The sequence below is a fragment of the Actinoplanes sp. NBC_00393 genome (assembly GCF_036053395.1).
GTDB lineage: Bacteria > Actinomycetota > Actinomycetes > Mycobacteriales > Micromonosporaceae > Actinoplanes.
The window spans coordinates 5,616,543-5,630,189 of the sequence record NZ_CP107942.1; the positions used below are offsets into that span (position 1 = coordinate 5,616,543).

The window sequence follows — 13,647 nt, forward strand, 5'->3', positions numbered from 1 at the left end:
CGGTCCCTATACTAGAACACGTTCTACTTCGGGAACAGGTCTGGAGCGGCTCATGGAGCAACCACGCACCATCGACACCGGAGCTCCACCGGCCCGGTTCGCCCGCGGCTGGCACTGCCTCGGCCTCGCGGACTCGTATCGGGACGGTCAACCGCACGCCATCGAGGCGTTCGGCACGAAACTGGTCGTCTTCGCGGACTCGGCCGGTGAGCTGCACGTCCTCGACGGGTACTGCCGGCACATGGGCGGCGACCTCACCATGGGGACGATCAAGGGCGACACCGTCGCCTGCCCGTTCCACGACTGGCGGTGGCGCGGCGACGGCCGGTGCGAGACGGTTCCGTACGCGCATCGCGTACCCCCGAGAGCCCGGACCAGATCCTGGCTGACTCTGGAGGAGAACCGGCAGCTCTTCGTCTGGAACGATCCGCAGGGCAACAAACCGCCCGCCGACGTGACGATCCCCCGCATCGAGGGCGCGTTCTCCGACGAGTGGAGCCAGTGGACCTGGGACTCGGTGCGCATCGACGGGGCGAACTGCCGCGAGGTCATCGACAACGTGGTCGACATGGCGCACTTCTTCTACATCCACTTCGCCTTCCCGACGTTCTTCAAGAACGTGCTGGAGGGGCACGTGGCGGCCCAGTTCCTGAACACCCGGCCGCGGCCAGACGTGCCGGTCGCGGCCAGCCAGTCCGGTGACGCGGAGCTGCGGTCCGAGGCGGCGTACTACGGGCCGTCATACATGATCGACTATCTGTACCACAACTGGCACGGCATCGACGTCGAGTCGGTGCTGATCAACTGCCACTACCCGGTCACGCCGACCTCGTTCGTGCTGCAGTGGGGCGTGATCGTCAAACGGCTGCCGGGGCTGACCACCGAGCAGGCGGCGAAGGCGGCGGGCAAGTTCTCCCAGAGCATCGGCGTCGGCTTCCTGCAGGACGTGGAGATCTGGAAACACAAGACCCGCATCGACAACCCGCTGCTCTGCGCCGAGGACGGACCGGTCTACCAGCTGCGCCGGTGGTACGAGCAGTTCTACGTGGACGTCGAGGACATCAGCGAGGACATGGTGGCGCGCTACGAGTTCGAGGTGGACACCACCCGGGCGGTCGAGACCTGGGAGGCCGAAGTCGCGGCGAACCAGGCTGCCGCTTCATGAACATCGCCGAGGAGATGCTGACCGACCTCCGGTGCGACAGCTGCGGTCAGCGAGTGCAGGCCGGCAAGCGCAGCGCGCTGCAGACCAGCGTGCAATGGGCCGGCCCGGCCTGCCTGCGACTCGCCGAAGCCGCCGGCGGCCGGCCCACCGCGCTCGTCCCCACCTGCGCGGACCTTCGGGACAGCATCGACCGCGCGGTACGTGAGGGCCGGCTGGAGGTGAGCTGATGCCGTCCATCGAGATCGCCGAAGTGATCGCCGAGACGCCGGACGCCTGCTCCCTGGTCCTGCGGGCCCCGCTCGACTACCGCCCCGGGCAGTACCTCACCGTGCACACCCCCGCCGGCGCCCGCTGCTACTCGCTGGCCAGCTCACCGTTCACCGACACCGCGCCGAAGGTCACGGTCAAACGGGTCCGCGACGGTGCCGTGTCGAACTGGATCTGCGACCACGTCCGCGCCGGCGACGTCCTGGAGTTCTCCGCGCCGGCCGGCACGTTCACGCCGGACTCGCTCGACGACGATCTGCTCCTGCTGGCCGGCGGCTCCGGCATCACCCCGATCATGGGCATCATCAAGTCGGTGCGGGCCCGCGGCCACGGCGACCTGGCCCTGATCTACGCCAACCGCGACCCGTCCTCGGTGATCTTCCAGCGCGAGCTCGACGGTCTGCTCCCGGTGATTCACTGGCTGGACAGCGAGCGGGGCATCCCCACTGCGGACTCCCTGGCCGGGCTGCTTACGCCGTACCTCGATCGCCAAGCCTTCGTCTGCGGCCCAGAAGCCTTCGTCGCCGTGGCGGAGAAGGCGTTGCAGCTGGCCGGCGTGCCCCCCGCGCGCATCCGTGTGGAACGCTTCGAGCCCGAACCCGTCGGAACCCGCGACGCCGTGGCCACCGTCGACCTGGACGGCCAAACCCACGTCCTCCCGTGGAAAGCGGGCAAACGCCTCCTCGACGTGATCATCGACGCCGGCCTGAACCCGCCCTACTCCTGCCGCCAGGGCCAGTGCGGCGCCTGCGCCTGCCGCCTGCTCAGCGGCGAGGTCGACCTGGTCAACAACGAGGTCCTCGAGGAAGAGGACTTCGCCGACGGTTACATCCTGGCCTGCCAGGCGATCCCGCGCACGGACGCGGTCGCGGTCACCTACTACTAGATCCTTCGGGGTACGAGCGAGCCCGTCCCGCCATATCGTGCCCGTCCCCTACTACCGCGCGGCCCAAGCACAGCGGCGGGCCCCAGCGCGCCCGCCGGGAAACACCAGATGGCCGGGCGGCGGCCGTTGCCGGCCGACCCCGATGCGTTGCCGCCGCGTCGGAGTATTTCCCGCCGAACTTTCGCCTCCGTTCTCATTGTTGGCGAGATTTTGACCATCCTGCGTACCGACCGGGTTGCCGTTTCCACAGAATCGACCGGCCCGCGACCTATCGAGTGGGGCCGCAGCTGCAATTTTGCATCATTTTCAGTTCCGCGCAAAAATCGGCATAATCGCGCAATGAATGGCACCGAAAGACGGGCTGACCGGCGAAATGAAGGCTTGTTCATCTTCGCCAGTCCGGCCGATTCGCATTCCGACGGGCAGCGCCCTTCGCCCCGATCGACATCGATCCAACGAGTTGGGCGCTTTGGCCTCGCGCGTTGCGGGTCGCACAGGGCAGAGGCCCTGACTGGCGCCCCTGCCCGGCTGGCGGCGGCGACGCACCGGGCCAACATCGAGCGGCCGGCGTTTGCCGCGGGAGCCGACGCAGCACAGACCGGCTCGGGAACCAACGCAGCAGAAACCGCCGTTGCGGAAGAAGGCGCAGAAGCCAACGCCGCAGGACCCAACGCCGTAGGTGCTGACCCCGCGAGAACGGACCGGCGCGGGAACCAACGCAGCAGAAACCGCCGTTGCGGAAGAAGGCGCAGAAGCCAACGCCGCAGGACCCAACGCCGTAGGTGCTGACCCCGCGAGAACGGACCGGCGCGGGAGCCAACGCAGCAGAAACCACCGTTGCGGAAGAAGGCGCAGAAGCCAACGCCGCAGGACCCAACGCCGTAGGTGCTGACCCCGCGAGAGCTGACGCCGCAGGTGCCGACACCGTAGGACCTAACGCCGCAGGTGCCGACCCCGCAGACACCGACGCCGCGGGACCAAACGCCGCAGGTGCCGAAGCCGCGGGAGTTAGCGCGGGCGCGGCCGGAGCGGGAGCGGCCGAAGGGATCGCTACCTCAGTGACCGGCGCGGGTGCCGCTGTAGCAGCAGCCGCTGCAGGTGACGACACCTCAGAAGACGCCGCGGGCGCCGCAGCAACGGACGCCGTCGCAGCAGTGGCCGATGTGCGACCACGCCCTGGGTTGGCAGCTTCGGGTGGCCGGGCCGGGTCGCTGCAAAGGGGTGCCGTTCGCAGCCCGCGGGATGCGCCACGAGCCCGGCGCAGGCGGTCGGCGTGGCGGCGGCGTAGTCCCCACTCGCGATGACGAGCGTGGTCGCGGCGGAATTCTTCGGCAGCTGCCGAATAGCGGCGCGATGCTGTCCGGTCACGCATTTCGGCCACCTGAGCCGTGGTGAAGAACTGCATCTGCCTCATTCAGATATTATCCCCTACCCACACCGACAAAGACAGCGCTTAAATTGAGTTGATCATGCCAAACCAGCGCGGTATCGAGCAATTCTGGTCGGGCGCGATGCGCGGCTTCGCGGCACGGAAGAGGGCGTGCACTCCGAAGGAACAAGCACGCCCGCGAGCGCAGCAGGCCGCAGGCGGCAGGCCGCAGGCGGCAGGCCGCAGGCGGCAGGCCGCAGGCGGCAGGCCGCAGGCGGCAGGCCGCAGGCGGCAGGGAATAGAAGCCGGCGCAGCAGAGAGCCAGCGGTAAGGCCCGGGAACGCGGTGACGGCTGAGGGGGCAGAAAGGCAGGCGACGTGGACAGGAGCCGAAGCGGCACAAGGCCAGCGGAGTAGGGGTCGACGGTGCCGAGGTGGACCGACAGGTGGTGGGGTGGTGGACGGGCCGCTGGCGAGAGGAGGGCTCTGGCGCGAGGAAGGCTGCGGGCCCGCGACGATGGGGTCAGGAAGGGCGAAGGGCGAGTTCGCGCGCTATGCCGATCAGCTGGTCCTCCTGGCCACCCACCAGGCGGCGTTCGCCCGCTTTCACCAGGATCTCGGCGCCGGAGACCTGGTAGCGGTCGGCCAACGTGTAGGCGTGCATCAGGAAGCTGGAGTAGACGCCGGCGTACCCCATGATCAGCGCCATGCGGTCGAGTTTGCACTCGTCGGGCATGGCGGGGCGGACGACCTCCTCGGCGGCGTCGACGATTTTGAAGAAGTCGACGCCGGTGCGGATGCCGAGCTTGTCGCAGACGCCGACGAAGGCTTCCACCGGAGTGTTGCCGGCGCCGGCGCCGAAGCGGCGGGTGCTGCCGTCGATCTGGCGGGCGCCGGCGCGGTAGGCGAGGATCGAGTTGGCTACGCCCAGGCCGAGGTTCTCGTGGCCGTGGAAGCCCACCTGCGCGTCGGGGCCCAGCGCGGCGACTAGGGCGGAGACGCGGTCGCTGACCTGGTCGAGGACGAGCGCGCCGGCCGAGTCGACGACGTAGACGCACTGGCAGCCGGCGTCGGCCATGATCCTGGCCTGTTCGGCCAGGCGTGACGGGGTGATGGAGTGGGCCATCATCAGGAAGCCGACGGTTTCCAGGCCGAGGTCCCGGGCCAGCCCGAAATGCTGCACGGCGATGTCGGCCTCGGTGCAGTGGGTGGCGATCCGGCAGACGGTCGCGCCGTTGGCGGCGGCGGCGCGGATGTCGTCGATGACACCGACGCCCGGCAGCATCAGGAAGGCGATCTTCGCGCGGGTGGCGGTGCGGACCGCGACGCTGATCAGCTCTTGCTCGGGCGTACGGCTCAGGCCGTAGGTGAACGACGAACCGCCGAGCCCGTCGCCGTGGGTCACTTCGATCACGGGTACGCCGGCCGCGTCGAGAGCCCCCACGATCGCAGCGACCTCGGCAGCGGTGAACTGATGTCGTTTGGCGTGCGACCCGTCGCGCAGCGACGAGTCGGTGATCCGCAGGTCAAGCTCGCGCAAGTTCCTCACCCACCCGGGTAGCCGCAGCCGTCATGATGTCCAGATTCCCAGCAAATTTCGGTAGATAGTCTCCGGTGCCTTCGACCTCGACGAAGATCGCCACCCGCTGCACGTCCCCGACCGGGTCGAACTGCGGTTCGTCCAGCAACCGATAGCCCGGCACGTAACGAGCGATCTCCGCCACCCGCGACGTGATCGACTTGGTGATCGCATCGACGTCCGCATCACGACCGACCGCGCAGAAGATCGTGTCCCGCATGATCAGCGGCGGCTCCGCCGGGTTCAGCACGATGATCGCCTTGCCACGAGCCGCCCCGCCGATCGTCTCCAGCCCGCGACTGGTGGTCCGGGTGAACTCGTCGATGTTGGCGCGGGTACCCGGCCCCGCCGACCGGGACGCCACCGTCGCCACGATCTCCGCGTAGCTCACCGGCGTCACCTGCGACACCGCGTGCACCATCGGAATCGTGGCCTGCCCGCCGCAGGTCGTCATGTTGAGATTCGGCGCGTCCCGGTGCTCGCCCAGGTTCACCTCCGGCACCACGGCCGGCCCCACCGCAGCCGGTGTCAGGTCGATCGCCCGGATCCCCGCAGCCTGGTAGGCCGGCGCGTTGACCCGGTGCACGGCTGCCGAGGAGGCTTCGAAGACCAGGTCCGGCAGCGGGTTCTGGGCGAGCAACCAGTCCGCGCCACCGGTCCCGGTGACCAGCCCGTGCTGTGCGGCGCGCTGCAGGCCCGGGCTGTCCGGGTCGATGCCGGCCATCCAGCGCGGCTCGAGGACCGGCGAGCGCAGCAGCTTGTAGAGCAGGTCCGTGCCGATGTTCCCGGACCCGACGATCGCGGCGGTCAGCATGTCAGTCCTCCGGTGCAAAACTGAGCCGGACTTCGCCGAGTCCGCCGAACTCAGCACGGAACTCATCGCCCGGGCGGACGTCGACGGCGCGAACGCAGGCGCCCGGCAGGATCAGATGCCCGGCCCGCAGCCGTACCCCGAACGCCGCGACCGTCCGCGCCAGCCAGGCCACCGCGGTCACCGGATTGCCCAGCACGGCGTCGGACCGGCCTTGCGCGACCGGCTCGGCGCCGCGATGGAGGACCGCGGCGATGCCGCGAGGATCAAGAGCCTCGGGGGGTACGCGCTGAGCACCCACAACGAACCCCGCGGAAGAGGCATTGTCGGCGATGGTGTCGGCGAGGCTGATCTTCCAGTCGATGATGCGGCTGTCGATCAGCTCGATGGACGGGGCGAAGGCTTCGGTGGCGTCCAGGACGTCCTGTTCGGTGCAGTCGTGCCCGGGCAGGTCGGCGCCGAGCAGGAAGGCGACCTCGATCTCCACCCGCGGGTAGCAGTAGCGGGCGGCGTCGACCGGTTCGGTCTCGCTCAGCCGCATGTCGGCGAGCAGGTGCCCGTAGTCGGGCTCGTCGACCCCCATCATCTCCTGCATCGCCTTGGAGGAGAGGCCGACCTTGTGCCCGACGATCGGCGCGGTCCGGCGCCGGATGTTGTGCAGCTGGATCGCGTAGGCGTCCGCCGCGGTCAACCCAGGATGGTCGTGGATCAGCGGCGGGATGGGCGCACGGTCGCGTTCGGCCGCGAGGAGCCGGTCGGCGAGATCGCGGCGGTCAGTGTCGGTGAGCATGCTCGGGCCCTTCTTCCCGGTCGGGCACATCCCGGCCCTCGTTCTCGGCGTGGCGGTCCCGGCCGGTGACCGCCGAGTCGACCGAACTGACCGGAACACTCCGTTCCGATCCGCTGGCTTGCGCGGACGCCGCGGCTTGTGCGCCGGCCCGGCGGCCGGAGAAGACGCAGTCGGCCAGGGAGAGGCCGCTGACGTAGCTGTGGGAGCAGATGCCCACGGCGGTGCGGCCGGCGGCGTAGAGGCCGGGGACCGGGGTGCGGTCGGGGCGCAGGACCTCGCCGGTCTCCTCGTCGACGGTCAGGCCGCCGAGAGTGAGCATCGGGGCGGGCAGGCCGCGGGCCCGGATCGACACGTCCAGCAGTGAGTAGGGAGGGCGGTCGAGTGGGCGTACCGAATCGGGGCTTTTGCCTGTCGGGTCCGGCCCGGTTGTCTGGTAGGCGGCCAGCGCCGCTGCCAGGCCGGCCGGGTCGATGCCGGCGCGGCGGGCCACCTCGGCCGGCGTGGGTGCGGTGATCCGGTTGGCGGTGAGCAGCCACCAGGTCTGGAGGCGCTGAAACCAGAGGGTCTGCTCGCGGAGCCGGCGGCGGGCCTCGGCCAGCACGGCGGCGTCGACCAGCAGCCACGCCCGGCCGCCGGGGCTGTGCAGGACGGCGTCGCCGATCGCGGCGCCGTACCGGGATTCGTCGCAGACCCGGCGCCCGGCCTGATCGACCAGGATGCCGCCGAGCAGCGCCGAAGGCGGCGTGAGGAAACGCCAGACGGTGAGCCGGTCGAGGTGGCCGGTGCCGCCGCCGGCGGCGGTGCCGAGCCGGATGCCGGAACCGTCGTCGCCGGGCGTGCCCAGGCGCAGCCCACCCCGGTAGGCCGGCGCGTGCTCGCGCATCATGTCCCGGTCGAAGACGAACCCGCCGGCGGCGAGGATCACAGTACGGGCGGTGACGCGCATCGGCCGGCTGTAACGGTCCTCGACGGCGGTCGCCGCGCGGTGCAGGGTGCGGCCGAGTCTGGGCAGGTAGACACCGGGTTTGACCGACCAGCGGTGCAGCAGCCGGTGGGCGGCGCGCGCCCAGAACGGTGAGCCGGCCAGAGTGCGGCCCTCGACACCGGTCACCCGGCCGTCCGGGCCGGTCAGCAGGCGCAGGGCGCGGGTCTGGGAGTGGATCTCGGCGCCGGCGCGGCGGGTCGCCTCGGCCAGGCGGGTGTAGAGGATGCCGCCGGAGGTGCCGCGGGCGTGGGTGCGGTGGCCGCGCGGGATGGGCGGGTTCTCGCTGCCGGACACGTACAGGTAGTGGCGGTTGGTGGGATAGGACGTCTTGTACGGGCAGAGCCGCGCGTCGAACGGGACGCCGTGCTCGATCAGCCAGTCGAGCAGGGCGGGACTCTGGTCGCAGAAGCGGCGCAGGGTGGCGGGGGTGACGGCGTCGCGGACTTCGTGGCGCAGGTAGGCGTACATCTGCTGTGGGGTGTCGGTGATGCCGGCGGCGCGTTGCGGCCCGGTGCCGCCGCCGGCGTAGACGATGCCGCCGGAAATCGCGGTGGCGCCGCCGCCGGAGAAGCGGTCCAGGACCAGGACGCCGGCGCCGGCCTCGGCGGCCTCGATCGCCGCGCACGCGCCGGCCGCGCCGAAACCCACCACCACGACGTCGTACACCGGCCCTCCATTTCTGGAACGCGTATCAGTATCGTTCTGATTGCTCATGGCCAGAGCGAGCGGAATAACTATAACCTGTTCTAGTGACGGAATTCGACGTTGTGGTGGTCGGCAGCGGCGGCGCCGGGATGACAGCCGCGCTGACCGCGGCGCATCACGGGCTGAGCGCGGTGGTCGTGGAGAAGACCTCGGCGTACGGCGGGTCGACCGCCCGCTCCGGCGGGGCACTCTGGCTGCCGGGCAACGCCGTGCTCGGGGCCGGCTCGGCTGATGACGGTACGCATCTCGCGTACATCGCCGGTTCTGACGTGCCACTGGCCCGGCGGCAGGCCTTCCTGGCGCAAGGGCCCGCGATGCTGGCCTTCGTCCGGGCGCACACGCCGCTCGATTTCGCGTGGGTGCCGGGCTATCCGGACTATCACCCGGAAGCGCCGGGCGGGGTGGCGCGGGGACGCTCGATCGAGCCGAAACCGCTGGACACCCGGCTGATCGGGGAAGATTTGGCGACGCTCGCCGCGCCGTACCGGGCCGCGCCCAACGGGATGGCGGTGACCGCGGTCGACTACCGCTGGCTGTCGCTCGGGCTTCGGCATCCGCGGTCGGCGCTGACCGCGGCCCGGCTCAGCATGGTCACCGCGGTGGACCGTCTCCGCGGGCGCCACCGGCTGACGATGGGGCAGGCGCTCGCGGGCGGGCTGCGGGCCGGGCTGCGGGCGGCCGGGGTTCCGGTGCTGCTGGACACTGCGCTGACCGGCCTGGTCGTCGCGCAGGACCGGGTCGCCGGGATTCGATGCGGAGACCGGGTGATCTCCGCGCGGCGGGGGGTGCTGCTGGCCAGTGGGGGCTTCGAGCAGAACCCGGAGATGCGCCGGCAGTATCAGCAGATCGGTACCGAGTGGACGGTCGGGGCGGTGGGCAACACCGGTGACGGGATCGAGGCGGGGCAGCGGTTGGGGGCGGCGCTGGACCTGATGGACGAGGCCTGGTGGGGGCCGTCGCTGCCGTTGACCGGTAGGGCGTACTTCTGCCTGGCCGAACGCAATCTGCCGGGCAGCCTGATCGTCGACGGCAGCGGTCGCCGGTTCGTCAACGAGGCGACACCGTACGTGGAGGCTGTGCACGCCATGCTGGGCCGCGACGGGTCCGGGCCGCATCTGCCGGCGTGGCTGGTGACTGATCAGTCGTACCGGGACCGGTACCTGTTCGCCGGGCGGGCGCCGCGGACTCCGCTGCCGCGCCGCTGGTTCGATGCTGGGGTGGCGCACCGGGCCGACAGCCTTCCTGCGCTGGCCGAACGCATCTCGGTGCCGGCCTCGGAACTGCGGGCCACGGTGGAGCGGTTCAACGAGTTCGCGGCCACCGGGACGGACGAGGATTTCGGGCGGGGTTCCTCGGCCTACGACCGGTATTACGGGGATCCGCGGCAACGGCCCAACCCGTGCCTGGGGGCGCTACGCAAGCCGCCGTTCTATGCGTTCTCGCTGGTGCCGGGCGACCTGGGTACGAAGGGTGGGCTGCGCACAGACGAGCATGGCCGGGTGCTGCGGGCGGATGGCTCCGCGATCGCCGGCCTGTATGCGGCCGGCAACGCCAGTGCCTCGGTGATGGGCCGCGGCTACGCGGGAGCCGGGGCCACCCTGGGGCCGGCAATGACCTTCGGCTACCTGGCGGCGCTGGATATGGCCGGTGTGGCGGCTGCTCACGCTTAGCCGGTTGCCGCCTTGATCCAGCAGCGGGCCGCCCTTGCCGGTGGCCTGCCCTCTCCCCTCGCCGCGCGCCATTCCGGCGACCTGCCTTCTCCGATCACCGCCTTCGCCCTTCCGGCAGCCTGCCCTCTCCGATCACCGCCTTCGCCCTTCCGGCAGCCTGCCCTCTCCGATCACCGCCTTCGCCCTTCCGGCAGCCTGCCCTCTCCGATCACCGCTTTCGCCCTTCCGGCAGCCTGCCCTCTCCGATCACCGCCTTCGCCCTTCCGGCAGCCTGCCCTCTCCGATCACCGCCTTCGCCCTTCCGGCAGTCTGCCCTCTCCGATCACTGTCCCCGTTGCCGGGCAGCCTGCCCCGTCCGATCACCGCCGCCATTCCGAGGCCGGCCACCCCTTTCAGAGTTGATCATGCTCGGCGCCGATACCCTCCCCAGTCCAAGATCAACGCAGTCGGCCTGGCACCAGGCCAACCGGCTGGCGCAGGGACACCAAATGGACGAGGCGGAAGCGTGTCTGGCTGGCGGCTGGTGTGTGCGAGCCGCCAGCCAGGCAGGCTTCACCCGCCCGGATCCACGCCTGAGCGGCGGCCGGCGGATGCGAGCCGCCCAGCAGACAGGTCTCACCCGCCCGGATCCACGCCTGAGCGGCGGCCGGCGGATGCGAGCCGCCCACCAGACAGGTCTCACCCACCCGGATCCACACCTGAGCGGCGGCCGGCGAATGCGAGCCGCCCACCAGACACGTTCAAGAGGGCGCCGATACGTGCCCGGCTGCCGGCTTGGCGGGGCCGGTTGGCGTGAGAGAGCACCGAACGCGAGCCATTACTTGCCTGGCCGACAGTTCGGTGCGGCCAGCGGGGCTCGGCGCGGCCGACGGGCTCGGCGGGGCTCGGCGGGCTCGGCGGAGTTGGCGTTGGCGGTGGGTTTGGCACGGTCGGTGGCTCGTGGCCAAGCCCTGAAACGGTTGGGAGGGGATGGTCTGGTGGCGGCAAGGCTAGGTGGGGTTCGGTGGGTGGGGGTTGGGCGTTCTCGGCGGCGTGGAGAAAATCTTGACGGGGATGTCGAGGATCGTGGCGTGGCTCCGTTCACCGGGTGAGCACCCGGCGCCGGGCTGGGTCGTGGATGGAGGAGAAGAGCATGCGCTACCTGTTGATCGTGGACTACCGGCCGGGCGTTATCGACAAGCCGATGACTGAGTGGGCGCCGGAGGACATTGCCGCGCACATGGATTACTACGGGGCGCTGCGGAAGGAGCTTCTGGAAAGTGGGGAGCTGGTCACTCAGGAGGCGCTCACGGGGCCGGAGCAGGCTAAAGAGGTCACCGCGGATGGGTTGACCGCGCCGGTGGTGACGGATGGGCCGTTTGCTGAGTTCAAGGAGATGCTGGCCGGCTATCAGCTGGTCGATGTGGAGTCCGAGGAGCGGGCTATCGAGATCGCGGCGAGGATCTCGGCGGTGCCGGGGCCGGGCGGGGTGCCGCAGCAGCAGCCGATCGGGGTGCGCCGGGTAATGACCGACGCCGACTTCCGGGAGCTCGGCGTTTGAGCAGCGCAAGGAAGCGGGGCCGGATGAGCGGGAAGCCGGTTCTTGGCGCCGTAAGAAAGCGGAAGTCGGCGCTTGAGCGCCGCGAGGAAGCGGGAGGTCGGGCTTGAGTGCGGCGCGGGAATGGGAGGTTGGGAGTTTGAGCACGGCGATCAACAGCGTGCTGCGGGAGACGGCGCCGCAAGTGGTGGCGGGGCTGGCGAGGCGGTTCGGGGATTTTGCGGCGGCTGAGGATGCCACCCAGGAGGCGCTCATTGCTGCTGCGGAACATTGGGCGCGCGACGGCGTACCGGAAAATCCCAGAGGCTGGCTGATGCGGACCGCATCGCGCAAGTTGCTGGATGCCTTTCGCAGTGAGCAGGCGCGCCGCCGCCGCGAGGTGCTCGCGGCGGCGCGCGAGGTGCCGGGTGAGGCCCGCGAGCAGGACGACACGCTGACCCTGCTGTTTCTCTGCTGCCATCCGTCGCTGACGCCGGCGTCTGCGATTCCGCTGACGCTGCGGGCGGTGGGCGGTCTGACGACGGCCGAGATCGCGGGCGCGTTCCTGGTGCCGGAGGCGACCATGGCGCAGCGGATCAGCCGGGCCAAGCAGCGGATCAAGGCGTCCGGCGTGCCGCTGCGGATGCCGGATCCGGCCGAGCGGCCGGACCGGCTGCGGTCGGTCCGGCATGTGCTTTACCTGATCTTCAATGAGGGGTACGCGGTGAGCACCGGCCCGGCCCTGCACCGGATCGAACTGAGCGCCGAGGCCATCCGGCTCACCCGGATGCTCCCGCAGGACGGTGAGACCGCCGGCCTGCTCGCGTTGATGCTGCTGACCGACGCCCGCCGGGACGCGCGCACGGGTGCCGGCGGGGAGCTGATCCCGCTCGACGAGCAGGACCGGTCACGCTGGGACCGCGCGCTGATCGCCGAGGGCACCACGCTGCTGGACGCCGCGTTCGCCCGGGGGACGGTCGGCGAGTACCAGTTGCAGGCCGCGATCGCCGCGCTGCACGCCCGGGCCCCGACCGCCGAGCAGACCGATTGGCCGCAGATCGCCGCCCTGTACGGGGTGCTGGAGAAGATGACCGGCAACCCGGTGGTGACGGTGAACCGGGCGGTGGCGGTGGCCATGGTGGACGGCCCGGCGGAGGGTCTGCGGCTGCTCGACGGCCTGGCCGGGGTTCCCGCGTTCCGGGTGGACGCGGTCCGCGCCCACCTGTACGAGATGGCCGGCGACCGGGACCGGGCGGCCGGGCTCTACCGCTCGGCCGCCGCCGGCACCGACAGCCTGCCGCAGCAGCGCTACCTGATCACCCGCGCCGCTCGTCTCGGTGTCACCAGCCGCTGATCTCGTCGAGGTCGCCGACCGGCCGGACCCCGTCCAGGACGGCCCGTCCCTCGGCCTCGGTGTAGCCCTTCGCGCGTCCCAACCCGGACAGGCGGGCCTCCACGGCGAACGGCTCGACATGCTTCTCCAGGATCTCGCCGCTGGCGCCCTGGAGTCGCACCTCGGCGGGCCCGTCGTCCTCGGTGGGCTGCGCCCGGATGCTCATCCACCGCTGCGTGTCGTCATTGATCACGAGTGTCGCGTCGGCGAAGGTGTCGCCGACCGCGCCGAGCTGGACCGTGCAGCTCAGGATCCGTGACCCGGCGGGCAGTTCGGGAAGGCGGAACGGGACCGCGCAGCGGCGGGCGCCGTCGTACCGGATCCGGGTGGTAACGGCGATCGCCGCGTCCCGGCCGTTCGCGTAGACCTCGAGGCGCGCCCACAGCCCGTCGTGCGGCTGCCAGCGCAGGACCCACAGGTCGAGGCCGTTCTCGTTCGGCTCGGACCGGGCGGTGCTGGGACGGTCGCCGATCACGACCGCGGCCGGCTCGGACCGGTATCCGATCGGGGCG

Annotated in this window: 10 protein-coding genes and 1 pseudogene; 6 read left to right on the top strand and 5 right to left on the bottom strand. The window is 70.7% G+C overall.

Annotated elements, in window-relative coordinates; genetic code table 11:
* The first annotated feature begins 52 nt into the window (after window positions 1-52).
* From OHA21_RS26250 to OHA21_RS26260, 3 genes are read left to right on the top strand one after another with little or no spacing between them, the layout of a single operon-like run.
* Window positions 53-1,165 (top strand): Rieske 2Fe-2S domain-containing protein, encoded by a 1,113-nt coding sequence (locus OHA21_RS26250; protein WP_328478098.1) that lies wholly within the window; start codon window positions 53-55, stop codon window positions 1,163-1,165.
* Complete coding sequence (locus tag OHA21_RS26255; RefSeq protein WP_328478100.1) at window positions 1,162-1,392, top strand: hypothetical protein; 231 nt, start codon at window positions 1,162-1,164, stop codon at window positions 1,390-1,392. Before OHA21_RS26250 ends, OHA21_RS26255 begins: the two co-directional genes overlap by 4 nt.
* Complete coding sequence (locus tag OHA21_RS26260; RefSeq protein ID WP_328478102.1) at window positions 1,392-2,318, top strand: ferredoxin--NADP reductase; 927 nt, start codon at window positions 1,392-1,394, stop codon at window positions 2,316-2,318. The genes OHA21_RS26255 and OHA21_RS26260 overlap by 1 nt, the downstream gene beginning before the upstream one ends.
* A gap of 1,891 nt (window positions 2,319-4,209) precedes the next feature.
* Here the strand turns inward: OHA21_RS26260 and dmpG are convergent.
* The 4 genes and pseudogenes from dmpG to OHA21_RS26280 all read right to left on the bottom strand — a co-directional run.
* A complete protein-coding gene (gene dmpG / locus OHA21_RS26265) occupies window positions 4,210-5,226 on the bottom strand; it encodes a 4-hydroxy-2-oxovalerate aldolase (RefSeq protein WP_328478105.1) in 1,017 nt (338 codons plus the stop codon).
* The gene (locus OHA21_RS26270; protein ID WP_328478107.1) at window positions 5,213-6,079 is read right to left on the bottom strand and encodes an acetaldehyde dehydrogenase (acetylating); all 867 of its coding nucleotides are present in this window, start codon (window positions 6,077-6,079) and stop codon (window positions 5,213-5,215) included. The genes dmpG and OHA21_RS26270 overlap by 14 nt, the downstream gene beginning before the upstream one ends.
* A gap of 1 nt (window position 6,080) precedes the next feature.
* The gene (locus tag OHA21_RS26275; RefSeq protein WP_328478109.1) at window positions 6,081-6,866 is read right to left on the bottom strand and encodes a 2-keto-4-pentenoate hydratase; all 786 of its coding nucleotides are present in this window, start codon (window positions 6,864-6,866) and stop codon (window positions 6,081-6,083) included.
* Between the two features lie 112 nt (window positions 6,867-6,978).
* Window positions 6,979-8,565: pseudogene (locus tag OHA21_RS26280) on the bottom strand (FAD-binding protein); the annotation flags it as partial.
* A gap of 35 nt (window positions 8,566-8,600) precedes the next feature.
* Between OHA21_RS26280 and kstD the strand changes: the two are divergent.
* The 3 genes from kstD (at window position 8,601) to OHA21_RS26295 (ending at window position 13,096) form a co-directional block, all read left to right on the top strand.
* Window positions 8,601-10,226 carry a 3-oxosteroid 1-dehydrogenase gene (gene kstD / locus OHA21_RS26285; protein ID WP_328478111.1) on the top strand — a complete coding sequence of 542 codons (1,626 nt, stop codon included), beginning with the start codon at window positions 8,601-8,603 and terminating at the stop codon, window positions 10,224-10,226.
* A 1,132-nt stretch (window positions 10,227-11,358) separates the two neighbouring features.
* Window positions 11,359-11,766 carry a YciI family protein gene (locus OHA21_RS26290; RefSeq protein ID WP_328478113.1) on the top strand — a complete coding sequence of 136 codons (408 nt, stop codon included), beginning with the start codon at window positions 11,359-11,361 and terminating at the stop codon, window positions 11,764-11,766.
* A 136-nt stretch (window positions 11,767-11,902) separates the two neighbouring features.
* Complete coding sequence (locus tag OHA21_RS26295; RefSeq protein WP_328478115.1) at window positions 11,903-13,096, top strand: RNA polymerase sigma factor; 1,194 nt, start codon at window positions 11,903-11,905, stop codon at window positions 13,094-13,096.
* Here the strand turns inward: OHA21_RS26295 and OHA21_RS26300 are convergent.
* Window positions 13,083-13,610, bottom strand: a complete 528-nt coding sequence (locus OHA21_RS26300; RefSeq protein ID WP_328478117.1) for a hypothetical protein — start codon at window positions 13,608-13,610, stop codon at window positions 13,083-13,085. The genes OHA21_RS26295 and OHA21_RS26300 overlap by 14 nt on opposite strands.
* Window positions 13,611-13,647: the final 37 nt, after the last annotated feature.

Coding starts and splice junctions, on each gene's coding strand:
- OHA21_RS26275 (WP_328478109.1), bottom strand. CDS start 6,866: ATGCTCACCGACACTGACCGCCGCGATCTCGCCGACCGGCTCCTCGCG.
- OHA21_RS26250 (WP_328478098.1), top strand. CDS start 53: ATGGAGCAACCACGCACCATCGACACCGGAGCTCCACCGGCCCGGTTC.
- OHA21_RS26255 (WP_328478100.1), top strand. CDS start 1,162: ATGAACATCGCCGAGGAGATGCTGACCGACCTCCGGTGCGACAGCTGC.
- OHA21_RS26270 (WP_328478107.1), bottom strand. CDS start 6,079: ATGCTGACCGCCGCGATCGTCGGGTCCGGGAACATCGGCACGGACCTG.
- OHA21_RS26260 (WP_328478102.1), top strand. CDS start 1,392: ATGCCGTCCATCGAGATCGCCGAAGTGATCGCCGAGACGCCGGACGCC.
- OHA21_RS26290 (WP_328478113.1), top strand. CDS start 11,359: ATGCGCTACCTGTTGATCGTGGACTACCGGCCGGGCGTTATCGACAAG.